This window comes from Pseudomonas sp. J452 (genome assembly GCF_024666525.1).
Classification (GTDB): Bacteria; Pseudomonadota; Gammaproteobacteria; order Pseudomonadales; family Pseudomonadaceae; genus Aquipseudomonas.
Genome location: NZ_CP088294.1, coordinates 4,577,788 through 4,592,939 on the forward strand (window position 1 = coordinate 4,577,788; position 15,152 = coordinate 4,592,939).

15 protein-coding genes are annotated in these 15,152 nt (G+C 63.6%); 9 read left to right on the top strand and 6 right to left on the bottom strand.

Annotation, left to right across the window (positions count from 1 at the left end):
* Window positions 1-40: 40 nt before the first annotated feature.
* On the bottom strand, window positions 41-316 hold the full coding sequence (locus LRS11_RS20990; RefSeq protein ID WP_260494759.1) for an acylphosphatase: 276 nt from the start codon (window positions 314-316) through the stop codon (window positions 41-43).
* A gap of 4 nt (window positions 317-320) precedes the next feature.
* Window positions 321-788, bottom strand: coding sequence for a TlpA disulfide reductase family protein (locus LRS11_RS20995; protein WP_409519760.1), 468 nt, complete (start codon window positions 786-788; stop codon window positions 321-323).
* Window positions 789-818: 30 nt separating this feature from the next.
* On the opposite strand from LRS11_RS20995, the gene LRS11_RS21000 reads away from it, so the two are divergent.
* Complete coding sequence (locus LRS11_RS21000; protein WP_260494760.1) at window positions 819-2,228, top strand: PilZ domain-containing protein; 1,410 nt, start codon at window positions 819-821, stop codon at window positions 2,226-2,228.
* Window positions 2,229-2,340: 112 nt separating this feature from the next.
* Window positions 2,341-2,733 carry a hypothetical protein gene (locus tag LRS11_RS21005; RefSeq protein WP_260494761.1) on the top strand — a complete coding sequence of 131 codons (393 nt, stop codon included), beginning with the start codon at window positions 2,341-2,343 and terminating at the stop codon, window positions 2,731-2,733.
* 58 nt (window positions 2,734-2,791) lie between these two features.
* On the opposite strand, the gene LRS11_RS21010 is transcribed toward LRS11_RS21005, so the two are convergent.
* Window positions 2,792-2,989: a hypothetical protein gene (locus tag LRS11_RS21010; protein WP_260496972.1), complete on the bottom strand. Its 198-nt coding sequence runs from the start codon at window positions 2,987-2,989 to the stop codon at window positions 2,792-2,794.
* A gap of 429 nt (window positions 2,990-3,418) precedes the next feature.
* Here LRS11_RS21010 and LRS11_RS21015 point away from each other — a divergent pair, with 429 nt between their 5' ends.
* The 7 genes from LRS11_RS21015 (at window position 3,419) to LRS11_RS21045 (ending at window position 11,600) form a co-directional block, all read left to right on the top strand.
* The gene (locus LRS11_RS21015; RefSeq protein WP_260494762.1) at window positions 3,419-3,706 is read left to right on the top strand and encodes a hypothetical protein; all 288 of its coding nucleotides are present in this window, start codon (window positions 3,419-3,421) and stop codon (window positions 3,704-3,706) included.
* A gap of 501 nt (window positions 3,707-4,207) precedes the next feature.
* The gene (locus LRS11_RS21020; protein WP_260494763.1) at window positions 4,208-5,578 is read left to right on the top strand and encodes an ammonium transporter; all 1,371 of its coding nucleotides are present in this window, start codon (window positions 4,208-4,210) and stop codon (window positions 5,576-5,578) included.
* 240 nt (window positions 5,579-5,818) lie between these two features.
* Window positions 5,819-5,989: a hypothetical protein gene (locus LRS11_RS21025; protein WP_260494764.1), complete on the top strand. Its 171-nt coding sequence runs from the start codon at window positions 5,819-5,821 to the stop codon at window positions 5,987-5,989.
* A 322-nt stretch (window positions 5,990-6,311) separates the two neighbouring features.
* Window positions 6,312-8,825: an EAL domain-containing protein gene (locus tag LRS11_RS21030; RefSeq protein ID WP_260494765.1), complete on the top strand. Its 2,514-nt coding sequence runs from the start codon at window positions 6,312-6,314 to the stop codon at window positions 8,823-8,825.
* 120 nt (window positions 8,826-8,945) lie between these two features.
* Window positions 8,946-9,563, top strand: a complete 618-nt coding sequence (trhA, locus tag LRS11_RS21035; protein WP_260494766.1) for a PAQR family membrane homeostasis protein TrhA — start codon at window positions 8,946-8,948, stop codon at window positions 9,561-9,563.
* A 270-nt stretch (window positions 9,564-9,833) separates the two neighbouring features.
* Window positions 9,834-10,580 carry a Crp/Fnr family transcriptional regulator gene (locus tag LRS11_RS21040; protein ID WP_260494767.1) on the top strand — a complete coding sequence of 249 codons (747 nt, stop codon included), beginning with the start codon at window positions 9,834-9,836 and terminating at the stop codon, window positions 10,578-10,580.
* A gap of 291 nt (window positions 10,581-10,871) precedes the next feature.
* A complete protein-coding gene (locus LRS11_RS21045; protein ID WP_260494768.1) occupies window positions 10,872-11,600 on the top strand; it encodes a Crp/Fnr family transcriptional regulator in 729 nt (242 codons plus the stop codon).
* Window positions 11,601-11,774: 174 nt separating this feature from the next.
* Here the strand turns inward: LRS11_RS21045 and LRS11_RS21050 are convergent, their stop codons facing one another.
* The 3 genes from LRS11_RS21050 to LRS11_RS21060 form a co-directional block, all read right to left on the bottom strand.
* The gene (locus tag LRS11_RS21050) at window positions 11,775-13,889 is read right to left on the bottom strand and encodes a putative bifunctional diguanylate cyclase/phosphodiesterase (protein WP_260494769.1); all 2,115 of its coding nucleotides are present in this window, start codon (window positions 13,887-13,889) and stop codon (window positions 11,775-11,777) included.
* A gap of 71 nt (window positions 13,890-13,960) precedes the next feature.
* Window positions 13,961-14,746: an OmpA family protein gene (locus LRS11_RS21055; protein ID WP_260494770.1), complete on the bottom strand. Its 786-nt coding sequence runs from the start codon at window positions 14,744-14,746 to the stop codon at window positions 13,961-13,963.
* On the bottom strand, window positions 14,743-15,144 hold the full coding sequence (locus LRS11_RS21060; protein ID WP_260494771.1) for a DUF4398 domain-containing protein: 402 nt from the start codon (window positions 15,142-15,144) through the stop codon (window positions 14,743-14,745). Before LRS11_RS21060 ends, LRS11_RS21055 begins: the two co-directional genes overlap by 4 nt.
* Window positions 15,145-15,152: the final 8 nt, after the last annotated feature.

Below are 15,152 nucleotides of genomic sequence, written 5' to 3' on the forward strand. Positions count from 1 at the left end.
AACAGGCTCTGAAGCTCAAGCCAAGCGCAGCAAACTGCGCTCAGCGGCGCGCGATGAAACCGGCAACCCCCTGCAGGGCATGTTCCTGCAGCTCGACCTCACTGACCTGCGCTTGCTCCGGCCCCTGTTCGAGCCAGCCGGCCAACTCGCGCACCGCGCCTTCCTCACCTTCAACGAGTACCTCGACCCGACCATCGTCCAGGTTGCGCACCCAGCCATCCAGATCGAGGCGCTCGGCCTCGGCGCAAGTGGACTGGCGAAAATACACACCCTGCACCTTGCCACTGACATAGCCATGCATGCAGATACGCGCCATCGTGCTACTCCTTGCCTTGCAGTTCAGTGAGTCGCGCCAGCAGCCCGGCGGCGCTCTGCTCACCGAGCAGGCGTTCGCGCACACGACCTTGGTCATCGACAATATAAGTTACTGGCAGCACATCGTTTCGCGGCAACTGATAACGTGCTGCCGGGTCCTGCGCCAACACCGTGAAACGAATACCCAGCCCAGCCACTGCCTTGTTCAAGGCATCGCCTTGCAGGGCATCGAAGTTAACCCCCAGCACCCGCACAGCACGCCCCTGCGTCTGTTCGGCAAGGCGGTTCAACTGCGGGATCTCGGTACGACAAGGCCCGCACCACTCGGCCCAGTAATTAATCACTAACCACTGGCCATCCAGTTGTTCAGCCGTTACCTTTCGTCCATGCTGATCGACGCCCAAGTCCTCGGCGCAGCCGGCCAACAGAAGACCGGTCAGAATTCCCACCATAAACTGGAGCCGCATTCCCATGCATTCGATCCTCGTGCACACAGGGTTGATATGACACTGGACGCCTTGCGCCTCGAAGTACCGGAGATCCGCGAAGAGGATGTCCTGCCGCTGGCCGACCTCGGCGAGCAATTGGCGGCAGCCCGCCAGCAGTCTGCGGAAAACGCCTTGCAGCAGGCGCTGACCCTGCTGTTCCAGCTCAATCGCAGCGCCATGACCTTACTTGAAAGGCAGCGCGCCCTGCAAAGCTTCAGCGAAGAATACCGCCACTACGCCGCCCGCTATGCCGGCAGCAGCGCACCATCGACGTTGTTCGTGCGCCTATGCAACGAGCTGGCAATCGGCTTCAAACGCCTGCTGCTGCAGATCCTCCAGGGGCGCCATCCTTCGCGCCCGCACCTGGCCTGGTGCCTGTACATGGCCGAGCACTTCATTGCCCAGACCCTGATGCGCCATTACCAGTTGTATCAGGAGCCACCAGAAGGGCTGTGGCGTGACAGCCACCTGCTCTACTGGATCGGAGAGCATCAGGGCTGCCTCGACGAGCATGTCGCCGCCGCCTTCCAGCCGACACCCGCCGCTACGCTACGCGGGCTCTACCAGCAGACCCTGCTGCTAGCCATGAGCAACCCCTTTCATCTGGCCGAAGGCGAATGCCCCACCCTGTTCGGTGCGCTGACGCCCCTGGCAGGCCTGGCCAGCCTGCTGCCCTGGGAAGAGGATGAGGACAGCGAGGCAGCAACTGTCGACCTGAGCCTGGCGCAACCCTGCCTGACGCTGGAGCAGCCGCAGGACAGCGATCCGCGCAACCTGCGCCGCCTCGAGTTGGGCGCCTTGCTGGTTGCCCTGCACGAACCGGCTCCGCTGCAGACTGCAGCCGAGCGTGAACTGCTCGAACGGGTGCAGCAGCACTGGCTCGGCCGCCAACAGCGGCGCCACCCGCGTGCCGATTTCAGTGCCGATTGCAGCCTGGTCATCGGCTTGCTCAATATTCATGCGCAACTGCTGGAAAAACGCCCTCAGGCCTGCCCGGCGCAAATGCTCGACGCCAGCCCGGGCGGCGCACGCCTGCACTGCAATGCCGACCAGGGCGGACAGCTGCCCGTCGGGCAACTGGTGCTGGTATTGGCCAGCAAGGGCACGCCCAGCCTGGCGGTGGTGCGCTGGCGCCACCTCAACAGCGAGGGCCTGCACCTGGGCCTGCGCTACCTGAAGGGCCTGCCGCGCCCGGTCTGGCTACGCCGCACGCCCAGCGCGCAGACCCATCCCGGCGTCCTGCAAAGCACCCCGGCGCCCGGCAATGGCTGGCACCATGGCCTGTGGTTGCCCGGCGGGCAGTTCGTCGAAGGCGAGAATCTCTGGCTGCAGCTGGCCAATGTAAACAATCAGGCCGTGGTGCAATTGCCGGCAGCGAACCTGACTACTCCGTCAGTGGTACGCCACCCGCTGCGCCTGGCCTGAAACTGCGAGCAAGGTCACAGCCATCGGCGCCAGAGCGCACAGTTTCACGGTTCCGCACGCCCCTATAATCGCTCCACTCCAACACCTAAAAGAGCAAAGCGGAGCCCGCCTAATGTCCCAAGCCCACGACAAGCTGATCGGCCCAGTACCTTCCAGCATCGTCAACAGCGCCCGTACCAGTGTCACCCCGTACGAAGGCCGCGTGGCAGAGTTCAACGTGGCCGTGTGGCTGCAACTGCCAGGGCTGGCCAACCTGCCGGTATCGCTGATCGTCAGCTACCACGATGGCAGCCAGCAGCGCGAGGTCGCGGTAGACCATGGCAAGGTCAATGTGCACAACAAGGTCATGCTGTCCGGCGTGGCTCGTCTGCCGGTGAAACAGAAGATCGAGAACATGCAGGTACGCCTGCGCTCTGCCGTAACGGCCAAGACCCTGGTGGTCGAAGAACTGTTCGTGCAGGCGGTTGAACTGCTCAACAGCGATACCCGCCAAGCCACCGCCTGAACCGCCCTAGCTGCCCACTCCGCCCCCGCGCCCAGACGCGGGGTTTTCATTTTGCGGGTCAGGCACTCTCCACATTGCGTTCGACGGCTTCGAGCTCCTGGCCTGCCGCTTCCTCGGCAGCAACCTGGCGGGCCAAGGGCGCCAGCGATTGTGGCCAACGCGCAAAGCGCAAGCCGGTGATGCGGTTGAGGCGCTCCAATGCCCCTTCCGCATCGCGCTCGCGCAGATGAATCACTTTAGGTTCAGCACTGTTCATGACATCCGATTTCCCTGAGCAGCCAGAAGTTACTGGCAGTCTGCCAGCAAGTACCTGATAGATAGCCAGAAGCATGCCAGCGCTGCAAGCCCGCAGAATGCGGGCTTGCGAAGAAATACTGCCAATACCGAAACCAGCACTACGCCCTAAACTGACTTTTTTTGTCACCTGAAGAACAAGGCTTCTGGCCCGCCCCGGACTGAGCGAACGCAGTACGGCCATGACCCGCCCCTCCGTAAGCGCCCCGACACCTTTTTTATCTCGCCAGTTCCCCTGGCTTTGTGATATTTCTCAATCGTTTAGCTGACCTGGCCAACCAGGGTGCAACGCAGTCACCACACACAACGAACTGCGCCACGGCTGAACCATTGCAAAAGGGGATGGCGGGCCACGGCACGCCAGAAACAGACAAGCCAACCGGGGACCCTCATGAACAGGCTTGTGCTGCTAATCGTTGTGCTGGCGCTTGCCGGCTGCTCTGCCACTGCCAAGACCTATGAGAAGAAGGGACGCAAAGGCCTGCATATCAATTGCTCCGGACTGACCTCAGACTGGGAGCAGTGCGAGAAGAAAGCCACCATCGCCTGCGGCCGCAAAGGCTACAAGGTCATGGCCAAAGCCGGCAGTGAAAGCGGTGAAGATGATCCTGCGGATTTCGTCTTCGGCCTCAACCCGGCCGGGTTCTCCAGTCGCACCATGATCGTGCTGTGCAAGTAGCCGATCACTGAGTATCACCGCCCCACGCACCCACCTGCTCTGCCCCTGTGGCTAGCCGCAGGACTGTCTACGCCGACCTGCCCTTGAACCCGGCACAGGCTGCTGGAGCATGACAGGCACGCCACCCACCCGCGCCTCGCAACGCCCATATCCAGATCGAGCGCCGTCGCTGCGGCTACCAAACGACTGCAACTAGCGCCCCCTGCTCTCTGCGAAGGCCCCCTCCTCATCCCCCTTCGAGAAGCAGACGGCTATCCGACCCAATATCTGGCGTGCGCCGCAGATGCTGAACAGAAACGGGGCGAATTTCTCGCCAACGCGTCATAAGAATCGCGAAAGCACCGGACTAGAGCCTTGCAAGACGAGTGGCACAAGCCTTGCTCTTTGGTCAAAGGCGCTTATTCATAACCCACGATAACTATACGAACCGCCTGGCTACGCCCTACCTCTCGATCTGCCGAACAGAACCTACTTCTAAAAATTGCAGCGAGGATTCAGCACATGGAACAGGCCACCCCAACCCTGGAGGAGCTGCACCAGCTCATCCGGATGTCCGACACCATCAATATGGAAATCTTCTATTGGTGGTGTATCGCCCTGATGGTCGTCATCCACGCCGGCTTCCTCTCCTACGAAATCGGCGCCTCGCGCCTGAAGAACGTGCTGACCGCCGGGGTGAAGAACATCCTCGCCTTCGCCTTCATCGTGCCGACCTTTTTCTTCTTCGGCTGGTGGATCTACAACGGCTTCGCCACCGGCATCGTGCCGAATCTGGAAGGCGCCGCCGCCAGCCTGCCGTGGAGCGGCAGCATGGGGCCGAACATCAAGGACAACGCCACCGGCATCTTCTGGGCGGCCTTCGCCCTGTTCGCTGCCACCACGGCCTCGATCATGTCCGGCGCGCTGATCGAGCGCACCCGCATGAGCGCCTTCATCATCCTCGCCATTATCCTCGGCTCCGGCGTGTGGATTCTCGGCGCGGCCTGGAGCTGGCACCCGGCCGGCTGGCTGACCACCGAGTGGGGTTTCCATGACGTTGGTGCGGCCGGTTGCGTGCACACCATCGCCGGCTTCTTCACCCTCGGCGTGCTGATCAACGTCGGCGCCCGTATCGGTCGCTTCAATGCCGATGGCAGCGCCAACGAAATCGTCGGCCACAGCATGCCGATGAGCGTGATCGGCCTGATGCTGGTGATCGTCGGTTTCTTCGGCTTCCTCGGCGGCTGCATCATCTACAACATCGGCGGCCAGTGGACCAACATCTACGGCCAGCCGACCACCCTCTCCGCCTTCGCCTTCAACACCCTGATGGGTTTTGCCGGCGGCCTGATCGGTGCCTACCTGACTACCCGCGAGCCGTTCTGGATGATGTCCGGCGGGCTGATCGGCATCATCTCCGTGGCCCCTGGCCTGGACGTCTACTACCCACCGTTCGCCTACGTGATCGGCATGGGCGTGGCCGCTGCCGCGCCGCTGGTGCAGAAGTTCCTGGTCAAGCGCGGCATCGATGACGCCGTGGGTGCCTTCGCCGTACACGGCTTCGGTGGTTTCGCCGGCATCGTGATCAGCGGCATCTTCATCGCCGGCTACCCGAACATGGGGGAAGGCGTACCACCGGTGAACTTCCTCGGTCAGGCCGGTGGCGCCGTGGTGCTGGCCCTGCTGGGCTTCATCCCGGGCTACCTGATCTCTCTGCTGCTGAAGAAGCTGGGGGTCCTGCGCGTTCCGGCACATGCAGAAGAACGCGGCCTGGATCTGGTCGAAGTACCGGCCAAGGCCTACCCGGAATGGGCGCTGACCGGCGCCAGTGTCACCGTCACCAGCGCGCCTGTAGCCAGCGAAGTCGCTGTCGGTGAAGCCAAAACCGCCTAGGACCTTTTGATCGTCGGCCATGCTGCGTTGAAGTTGGGCTCGGCAAGCCGCTTGCGGCTAACGCGCTTTAGCGCGGCCCGAAGGGCGAGTGAAACGAGTACTGCTCATTTACAGCTCGTAAACTCCGCGCCCTCGCCCAACTTCGCCTTGCCTGGCTCTAGCTCAAAAAGATCCTGAACAAGCATCAAGCAACAACGCCGCGCGCGGCATAAGCCGCGCGCTCTACCTGGGAGAAACACCATGAGCAGTCCGATTAGCAGCTGGGAAGGTGCCAGCAGCGTTTTCACCTATGCCGACAAACCCGCCGTGATGGGCTTCATCCTGGCGGTAGCGGCGGCCCTGACGGTCTTCGCCATCTGGGCCACCGTGCGCCACGAGAAGCACAGCTATAACAACCCGATGACCAAATGAAGGGGGCGGGCCGCCACCTGCGGGTGACGGCCCGGCAGCCCTGCTGATCATCCAGGCCCATCCGCACAGCACTGGCGACTAGCTGCAACAGCTCGCCGAAAGCCTCAAGACCGCCTTGCAGCACTAATGCAGCGACCTGCCATACGTCGCGGCAACCTGCCTCATAGCCTGCTGCGCTGCCACGGGATAACAAACGAGCCAAAGCCGGCGTTTCGACCTATCGTTGCTCTATCTTCAACGGATCGAAGTCATTGCGCCCATGCAGTACCGTCCCTGGCCCCTTCTTCTGCTTATTTGTAGCGTTTTGCTTGCCAGCCCCGCGGTGGCGGAGCAGCGCAACATCAAGGTCGGCGTGTATGCCAACGAGCCGAAGATCATGCTCGGCCGAGATGGCCAGCTGTCCGGCATCTTCGGTGATCTGCTAGGCGAGATCGCCCGCCACGAAGACTGGCAGCTGCAACCGGTTGCCTGCGAGTGGCAGCAGTGCCTGGAGCTGACCCGCAGCGGGCAGATCGACCTGATGCCGGATGTTGCCTGGAACGATGAGCGCGCGCAGATCTTCGACTTCCACAAACTACCGGCCCTCTTCAGTTGGTCGCAGATTTACAGCCAGCAGGACCTGCGCCTGAATTCCCAACTCGACCTCAATGGCCGGCGCATCGCGGTGCTGGCCGGTTCGGTACAGGAAACCTATCTGCACACGCTGCTCGACAGCTTTGGCCTGCGTGCCGAACTGCTGCCCGTGCAGAGCCTGCAGCAAGGCTTCGAACTGGTCGCCAGAGGCAACGCCGATGCCGCGGTCGCCAACCAGCGCTTCGGTGACTACAACGCCGAGCGCTTCGGCCTGCACAGCACGCCGATCATGTTCCAGCCGGCGCGCCTGTTCTTTGCCACCCGCAAAGGCCAGAACGCCGACCTGCTGACAGTCATCGACGGCCACCTGCAGACCTGGCAGGAGCAGACCGACTCACCCTACTACCAGATCATCCAGCGCTGGGGCAGCGAACCGCCACAGCTGAACATTCCAGCGAGTTTGTGGTGGGCCCTGGTCACCCTGGCCAGCCTGCTGCTGCTGACCCTCGGCGGAGCCATTGTGCTGCGCCGCCAGGTGGCCCGGCAGACCCGCGACCTGAGTGCCAACGAATTACGCCTGAACACCATCCTCGACAGCGTCGAGGCCTACATCTACATCAAGGACCCGCAACTGCGTTACCAGTACGTCAACCAGAAGATCTGCGAGCTGTTCGGCCAACCGCGTGAGCAGGTGCTGGGGCAGACCGACAGCAGTTTTTTCGATGAAGCCACCGTCAACAACCTGCGCAACAACGACCTGCGCGTCCTGCAGCAGGGCGAGCGGGTGCAGCTCGAAGAGATCAATCGCAGTCTCGACGGCCATTGCGAGAATGCCTACCTCTCGGTGAAACTCCCGCTGCGCCGCCCGGACGGCAGCATCTATGCGCTCTGCGGCATCTCCACCGACATCACCGAGCACAAGCGCAACCTCGAACAGATCCACCAGTTGGCCTTCTTCGACTCGCTCACCGGCCTGCCCAATCGGCGCCTGCTACAAGACCGCCTGCAGCACGCCCTGGCCTACCACGCCCGCACCGGCCAGGAAGGCGCCCTGCTGTTCATCGACCTGGACAACTTCAAGACCCTCAACGACACCCTCGGCCACGCCATGGGCGATTTGCTTCTGCAACAGGTGGCCCTGCGCCTGCGCAGCCAGATCCGCGAAGAGGACAGCCTGGCGCGCCTGGGTGGCGATGAATTCGTGCTGATGCTGGAGCGACTGTCGACCGATTCGGCGCAAGCCCTGATAGAGATCGAAGCCGTCGGCAGCAAGCTGTTGACCAGCCTGGCCGTGCCCTATGACCTGCAGGGCCACCAACACACCAGCACGGCGAGCATCGGCGTCGCGCTGTTCTCCGACACCCACAGTACGGTGGAAGAACTGCTCAAGCGCGCCGACCTGGCCATGTACGAAGCCAAGGCCGCCGGGCGCAATGCGCTGCGTTTCTTCAACCAGCAGATGCAGATCGCGGCCATGGCGCGCATTCGCCTGGAAACCGACATGCGCCACGGCATTGCCGAACAGCAGTTCCTGCTGCACTACCAACCCCAGGTCGACCAGCACGGTCAGCTGATCGGCGCCGAGGCCCTGGTGCGCTGGCAGCATCCGCAACACGGGCTGATTCCACCGGGCGAGTTCATCCCGGTGGCCGAAAGTACCGACCTGATCCTCCCCCTGGGACGCTGGATCCTGCAGACCGCCTGCCGTCAGCTGGTGGCCTGGAGCAACGACCCGGCGCTGGCCGAGCTGCCCCTGGCGGTCAACGTCAGCGCCCGCCAGTTGCACCACCCCGGCTTCGTCGCCGACGTGCTGGCCATCCTCGCGGAAACCGGGGCCAACCCCGAGCGCCTGGAGCTGGAGCTGACCGAGAGCCATCTGGCCGCCGACATCGAGGAAATGATCCGCCGCATGCTGCAGTTGCAAAGCCACGGCGTACGCTTCTCCCTCGACGACTTCGGCACCGGTTACTCCTCGCTCGGCTACCTCAAGCGCCTGCCCCTCAGCCGCCTGAAGATTGACCGCTGCTTCGTCCGCGATCTGCTCAGCGATGCCAACGACGCCGCCATCGTGCGCACCATCGTCGCCCTGGGGCAGAGCCTGGATCTGCAAGTGATCGCCGAGGGCGTGGAAACCGTCGAGCAGCGGGATACTTTGCTGCAGTCGGGTTGCTCGCTGTACCAGGGCTACCTGTTCGCCAAACCCGGTCCGGCCGCCGACCTGCAAGGCTGGGTAGCAGGCGCCAGGCACGCCAGCAACAGCTGAGCGGCGGTCGGGACGGTTACCGCAGCAATTCGGAGTACAGCCGTACACTTGAATTCCGTATAGTGCCGCGGCTGGCCCTGCCTGCCAGCCCACAGTCACCGCGGTTCGAGGTCGCAACACATGTATCACGGGGAAAAATTCAACGCCTGGACTCACCTGATCGGCGCGCTGCTGGCCGCCTTCGGCGCCATCTGGCTGCTGGTGCTGGCGAGCCTGGACGGTGAGCCACGCAAGATCCTCAGCGTGGCCATCTACGGCCTGGCCCTGGTCCTGCTGTACAGCATCTCCACGCTCTACCACAGCCTGCGCGGGCCGAAAAAGCTGGTGATGCGCAAGCTCGACCACCTGTCCATCTACCTGCTGATCGCCGGCAGCTACACGCCTTTCTGCCTGGTCACCCTGCACGGCCCCTGGGGCTGGTGGCTGTTCGGCATCGTCTGGGGTCTGGCCGTAATCGGCATGCTGCAGGAGATCAAGCCGCGTTCGGAGGCACGCGTGCTGTCCCTCGTCATCTACGCGGTGATGGGCTGGATCGTGCTGGTGGCCATCGACCCGCTGCTCGCCGCCCTCGGCCGCAACGGCTTCATCTGGCTGGCCAGCGGCGGCGTGCTGTACACGGTGGGCATCATCTTCTTCGCCTACGACAGCCGCTTTCGCCACTGGCACGGCATCTGGCACCTGTTCGTCATGGCCGGCAGCCTGCTGCATTACGTGGCGATACTGCGTTACGTGCTCTGAGAACCTGTTTACCATCTTCGCCCACCCTCGCCACTGGCGAACAAGGCGATTGCCAGCACGGGCCGGTAGCCCGGACTTCAGTCCGGGGCACGCCTACCGGCTCCTGGACTGAAATCCGGGCTACAGCGCTGAGCCGTCAACCGCGCCAGGCAGCACCATCGGTCAGCAGCCCTGGCAATTCCGTTCTTATGTGCGATACCGAACAGAGCGCAGCCCACAGGCGCGTATGCTGGGTCAGTTGTACCGCTCACTTCTAGGATGGAGATCGTCATGGCCGCAGCCACAACGCCCCAGCAGAACCACCTGCTGGCGGCCCTCTCGGGCGAAGTGCAGCAGCGTCTGTTCAGCCATCTGGAACGGGTCGAGATGCCCCTGGGCAAGGTGCTCTACGAGTCGGGCGACACCATGCGCCACGTGTACTTCCCCACCGACTCGATCATTTCCCTGCTGTATGTCATGGAAAGTGGCGCGTCCGCAGAGATTTCCGTGGTCGGCAACGAGGGCCTGGTCGGCGTCGCCCTGTTCATGGGCGGTGAAAGCACGCCGAGCCGCGCCATCGTGCAGAGCGGCGGCCATGCCTACCGCCTGCAGGGCCAGCGCCTGAAGGACGAGTTCAACCGCCATGGCGAACTGCTGGTGCTGATGCTGCGCTACACCCAGGCGCTGATCACCCAGATGGCGCAGACCGCCGTGTGCAACCGCCACCACTCGATCGACCAGCAGCTCTGTCGCTGGCTGCTGCTGTCACTGGACCGCCTGCCGAGCAATCACCTGACCATGACCCAGGAACTGATCGCCAATATGCTCGGCGTGCGCCGCGAAGGCGTCACCGAGGCGGCCGGCAAGCTGCAGCGCCAGGGCGTGATCGAATACAGCCGCGGGCATATCACCGTGATCGACCGGCACAAGCTCGAACAACTGAGCTGCGAGTGCTACGAGGTGGTCAAGCGCGAAACCGACCGCCTGCTGCCCTATATCCCCCAACGCAAGCCCGTCGGCGCCCCGACCACGGCCTAGCAGCGAAACCCGCGACTAATGGCCTGTGCGGCTAATTCGTGCATTCAAGTTTGAGTGCCAGGGTTTGCCAGACAAAGCGCCGCGACGAGTCGTAGCAGGGCTACGGTGAGGAGCGGCAACGCCGTATGGCGAAGTCTGGCGCCGAAATTGAATAGTTGAATTAGCCAAACAGGCCACTAGGTGCAGTAACGTACAGATCGCCTGCCGCCCGTCGCGCAGACTGCGGAAACGGGACTGCCAAGCACCCTTCCCGCGCCACACTCGGCTCGCCCGGTGCTGCAGGACGCCCCCATGCTCATCGCTCAGCCACCACCCATCACCAACCTGCTGCTCGACGGTTTGCCACGCAAGGAACGCAACAAAATCCTGCAGGACTGCGAACAGGTCGAACTGGTATTCGGCAAGATCCTCTGCGAGGCCGACCAGCCTTTTCGCTACCTGTACTTTCCCCTTAGCGGCTTCATCTCCCTGGTCACCGCCCTGGGCGAACACCCACCGCTGGAACTGGGCCTGATCGGCAACGAAGGCATGCTCGGCGCCACCCTGGCCCTGGGCGTCAACGCCGCGCCCTGCCGCGCCGTGGCGCAGGGCCACGGCAGCGCCTGGCGCATCGGTGCCACGCGGTTGCGCCAGCTATTGCCGGAGTGTCCGCACCTGCTGCGTACCCTCAAACGCTATATCTATGTACTGCTCACGCAGCTGTCGCAGAACGCCGCCTGCGGGCACTTCCACGAGGTCGAGCCGCGCCTGGCGCGCTGGCTGCTGATGACCCACGACCGTGCCCATGCGGACAACTTCCACCTGACCCACGAATACCTCGCCGAAATGCTTGGCGTGCGCCGCAGCGGCGTGACCATCGCCGCCGGTGCCCTGCAGTTGCGCCAGTTGATCCACTACAGCCGTGGGCAGATCACCATCCTCGACCGCCTGGGCCTGGAGGCCGCCGCCTGCGAGTGCTACAACGCGCTCAGCGCCGACTATGCGCGGCTGTTCAGCGCACCGGTCGCGGCGCCCGCCTGAGTGGCAGGCAAACGCCCCGGACTGCATGGATGCAGGCGATAGGGTGACGCAGGAACAACAATCTAGAACAGGGGAAACAAGAGTTGGCCCACTCACCCTCTCCCCAACCCTCTCCCGTGAACGGGAGAGGGGGCAAAAGCGCAGTGCACCAGGGTAGGGATATTGCTCAGACTCTCAGTCCACCGGCGCCAGTGCAGCAGCCGATACGCTGGCCTCGCTGGCCAACAGCAGGGTGGCGAACTGCATGGCGACCAGGCCCTGACCGAACAGGAAGCCCTGCCCTTCGCCACACTGTTCGGTCTTGAGAAAGAGCAGCTGCGCCTGGTCTTCCACGCCCTCGGCGACCACCTGGTAGTGCAGGCTGGCGCCCATGGCGATTACCGCGCGGACGATGATGCCGTTGCCGTGGGCCGCACTGATGGCATGCACGAAGGACTTGTCGATCTTCAGCACATCGATGGGAAACTTCAGCAGGTAGCTCAGGCTGGAATAGCCGGTACCGAAATCGTCGATGGCCAGTTGCACACCCATGGCCTTGAGCTGATGCAGCACCGTGGCACTGGCATCAGCATCGCGCATCAGCACGCTCTCGGTGATCTCCAGCTGCAGCCGATTCGGCTCCAGTCCAGTTTCCTCGAGAATGCTGCGCACCCCGTCGACAAAGCCCGGATGGCGAAATTCCAGGGCCGATACATTCACCGCGATCGAAGGCAGCACTATCCCCTCAGCCTCCCACTGGCAGGTCTGCAGGCAGGCCTCGCGCAGCACCCATTGGCCAATCTGCACGATCAACCCGCACTCCTCGGCCACCGTCATGAAGCGCTCGGGAAAGGTCATGCCCCACTGCGGATGCACCCAGCGCAGCAAGGCTTCGGCACCGGTGATGCTGCCCGTCTGCAGGTTGACCTTGGGCTGGTAGTGCAGCACCAGCTCATGCCGTTCCAGGGCACGCCACAGGCTGTGCTCGATGACCTGGCGCTCGACCGCGCGCACGTTCATGTCGTGCTTGAAGAACTGGTAGTTGTTTCGCCCCGCTTCCTTGGCGTGGTACATGGCCGTGTCCGCGTTCTTCAACAGGGCTTCGGCGCTGCCGGCATCGGCGGGGTACACGCTGATGCCGATGCTGCTGGTCACCCGCAGTTCGTGCTGGTCGATGCGATGGGGAATGGCCAGCGCGGCGAGGATCTTCTGCGCGGTGAGGCTGGCATCCTGCATGTTGCGCCCCTCGGCCAGCAGCACGACGAACTCGTCGCCACCATTGCGGCTCACCGTGTCCGAGCTGCGCACGCACTTGGCCAGGCGCAGCGCCACCGACTGCAGCAGCTTGTCGCCGGCGCCATGGCCGAGCGAGTCGTTGATGTGCTTGAAGTTGTCCAGGTCGAGAAACATCAGGGCAATGGAGTTGCCACTGCGCTCGGCCAGGCTGATCGCCTGGGCGATGCGGTCGTTGAGCAGCACCCGATTAGGCAGTTTGGTGAGGAAGTCGTGCTGGGCCAGGTAGGCCATCTTCATGGCCATGGCGCGCGCCGCGGTGACATCGTGGAACACCACCACCGCCCCGCTGATCTGGCCATCGGAATCATGGATCGGCGCGGCCGAGTCCTCGATCGCCACATTGCTGCCATCGCGACGAATCAGGATGGTGCCGGCGGCCATGCCAACCTCGGCGTCCTCCTGCAGAACCTGGTCGACCGGGCTGGGTACGACAGCAGCGCTGGCCCCGCTGATCAGCTGCAGGATCTGCGCAATCGGTTGCCCGCGCGCCTCCTCGCGCGTCCAGCCGGTCATACGCTCGGCCGCCAGGTTGAGGTAGTCGATGCGGCCTTGCAGGTCAGTGCCGATCACCGCATCGCTGATCGAGTTGAGGGTGGTTTCGGCACGCGCCTGCTCCACCAGCAGGCGCGCCTCGACCGTCTTGCGCTGGATGATATTGCTCAGCGACTGCGCCACCAGGTAGCTGGCGAAACGCCCCTTGAGCAGATAGCCCTGGGCCCCACAACGCAGTGATTCCAGCGCCAGCGGTTCGTCCTCCGGCGCACACAGGGTGAGAATGGGCAGGTGCGGCACGGCGGCGAAGACCGCCAGAAAGGTAGCGATACCCTGGCTATCGGGCAGCGCCAGATCGAGCAGCACGGCGTCGATGCCGCTGCCCTGCAGGCGGGTCATCGCCCTATCCAGACGGGTGACCCGTTCGCTGACGAAAGAGCCGTCCGCCGCATCGAACAGCATGTCCTGCAGCCCGCTGCAGTCGGTGGCATCCGCAGTCACAATCAGCACTCTGTAGCTCATAACCACACTCCTTTGCCGGAAATATTGCTCCACGCCACAATCGACTGCATGAGTGCCACGGACGCTGCGTCTTAACGCAGGGAGCTGAGGGTATTGCTGATGATCACTTCCACACGCCGATTCAACTGGCGGCCGGAGGCCGATTCATTGCCCGCCACGGGGGAGTTCTCACCCTTGCCGGAGGCATCCAGGCGGCTGGAAGCCACGCCCTGCCGCAGCAGGTAGGCCTTGACCGACTCGGCGCGGCGCTGCGACAGGCTGAAATTGGCGGCGTCGCTGCCGACATTGTCGGTGTGCCCCTCGATCAGCACGTCGCGCTCCGGGTGCTGCTGGAGAAACTGCGCCAGCCGGCCCAGATCGTTGGCGCCGGCACTGCGCAACTCCGCACCGCCGGTGGCGAACAGCAGGTCACCAATGGTCATGACCATGCCGCGTTCGGTCTGCTTGGCATTCAGCGCATTGAGTTGACGCTGCAGCTCATCGGCCTCCGCGGTGCGCGAATCCAGACGGGCTCCCTCGCGCTGCTGGCTAAGCGACTGGCGCTGGTCTTCATAAAAGCGCGCCTGCGCCACGGCACGGGCAATTTCCACCTTGCGGTCGGCCATCACCACCAGGTGCTGGCCCAGCTCCTGCTCCGCAGCATTGCCTTTGCGCGGCTGCTCGGCGGCGATCACCGCGACTTCCGCGTCCTTGATGGCCACCGGGGCACGGTTGGCCAGTTCGGCATCGCCTTGCAGCAGGGTCAGCTTGTCACGGGTGGCGGCAGCGCCTGGTGGGGTGCTCGGTGCGGCACAACCGGCGAGCGCTACACAGATGGCCAGCGCACTGAAGAGATGGAGGTTCTGCACAGTGTTCATTGTTGTACTCCCGTGTTGCGTTGCATTTCCTGTTTCAGGCTGTCGGTACTTTTGCGCATCTCGTCATTCACCACCTTGGCTTTGGCGGCCTGGGACTTGGCCAGGGCTAACTCGGCCTCGGCGCGCGACTGCTGGGCCAGGCGTTCGGCCAGCAGCATCTCGTCCAGCTTCACCGCGTTATTGGCGGCCAGCAGCTTGTCGCGGGCCACGCCCAGTTCCGGCGCGGCGTAATCGGCAACGCGGGCGCGCTCGGCATTGCTGATCGCCGATTCGGCGGCCTGCAGGGCCTGGCTGGGTGGCTCAGGTGAGGCACAGGCGCCAAGCAACAGCAGGCCGGCACAACCGCCGAGCAGGCGTAACGCGGTAGTGCGGCGGGTGGGTTGCGGGGTCAGGTTCATGGTGTTGT

Excerpts from the sequence above, each read along its gene's own strand:
- LRS11_RS21020 (WP_260494763.1), top strand. The coding sequence starts at position 4,208 with ATGGAACAGGCCACCCCAACCCTGGAGGAGCTGCACCAGCTCATCCGG.
- LRS11_RS21005 (WP_260494761.1), top strand. The coding sequence starts at position 2,341 with ATGTCCCAAGCCCACGACAAGCTGATCGGCCCAGTACCTTCCAGCATC.
- LRS11_RS21055 (WP_260494770.1), bottom strand. The coding sequence starts at position 14,746 with ATGAACACTGTGCAGAACCTCCATCTCTTCAGTGCGCTGGCCATCTGT.
- LRS11_RS20995 (WP_409519760.1), bottom strand. The coding sequence starts at position 788 with ATGGGAATGCGGCTCCAGTTTATGGTGGGAATTCTGACCGGTCTTCTG.
- LRS11_RS21050 (WP_260494769.1), bottom strand. The coding sequence starts at position 13,889 with ATGAGCTACAGAGTGCTGATTGTGACTGCGGATGCCACCGACTGCAGC.
- LRS11_RS21025 (WP_260494764.1), top strand. The coding sequence starts at position 5,819 with ATGAGCAGTCCGATTAGCAGCTGGGAAGGTGCCAGCAGCGTTTTCACC.
- LRS11_RS21045 (WP_260494768.1), top strand. The coding sequence starts at position 10,872 with ATGCTCATCGCTCAGCCACCACCCATCACCAACCTGCTGCTCGACGGT.
- LRS11_RS20990 (WP_260494759.1), bottom strand. The coding sequence starts at position 316 with ATGGCGCGTATCTGCATGCATGGCTATGTCAGTGGCAAGGTGCAGGGT.
- LRS11_RS21010 (WP_260496972.1), bottom strand. The coding sequence starts at position 2,989 with ATGAACAGTGCTGAACCTAAAGTGATTCATCTGCGCGAGCGCGATGCG.
- LRS11_RS21000 (WP_260494760.1), top strand. The coding sequence starts at position 819 with ATGACACTGGACGCCTTGCGCCTCGAAGTACCGGAGATCCGCGAAGAG.
- LRS11_RS21040 (WP_260494767.1), top strand. The coding sequence starts at position 9,834 with ATGGCCGCAGCCACAACGCCCCAGCAGAACCACCTGCTGGCGGCCCTC.
- LRS11_RS21060 (WP_260494771.1), bottom strand. The coding sequence starts at position 15,144 with ATGAACCTGACCCCGCAACCCACCCGCCGCACTACCGCGTTACGCCTG.
- LRS11_RS21015 (WP_260494762.1), top strand. The coding sequence starts at position 3,419 with ATGAACAGGCTTGTGCTGCTAATCGTTGTGCTGGCGCTTGCCGGCTGC.
- trhA (WP_260494766.1), top strand. The coding sequence starts at position 8,946 with ATGTATCACGGGGAAAAATTCAACGCCTGGACTCACCTGATCGGCGCG.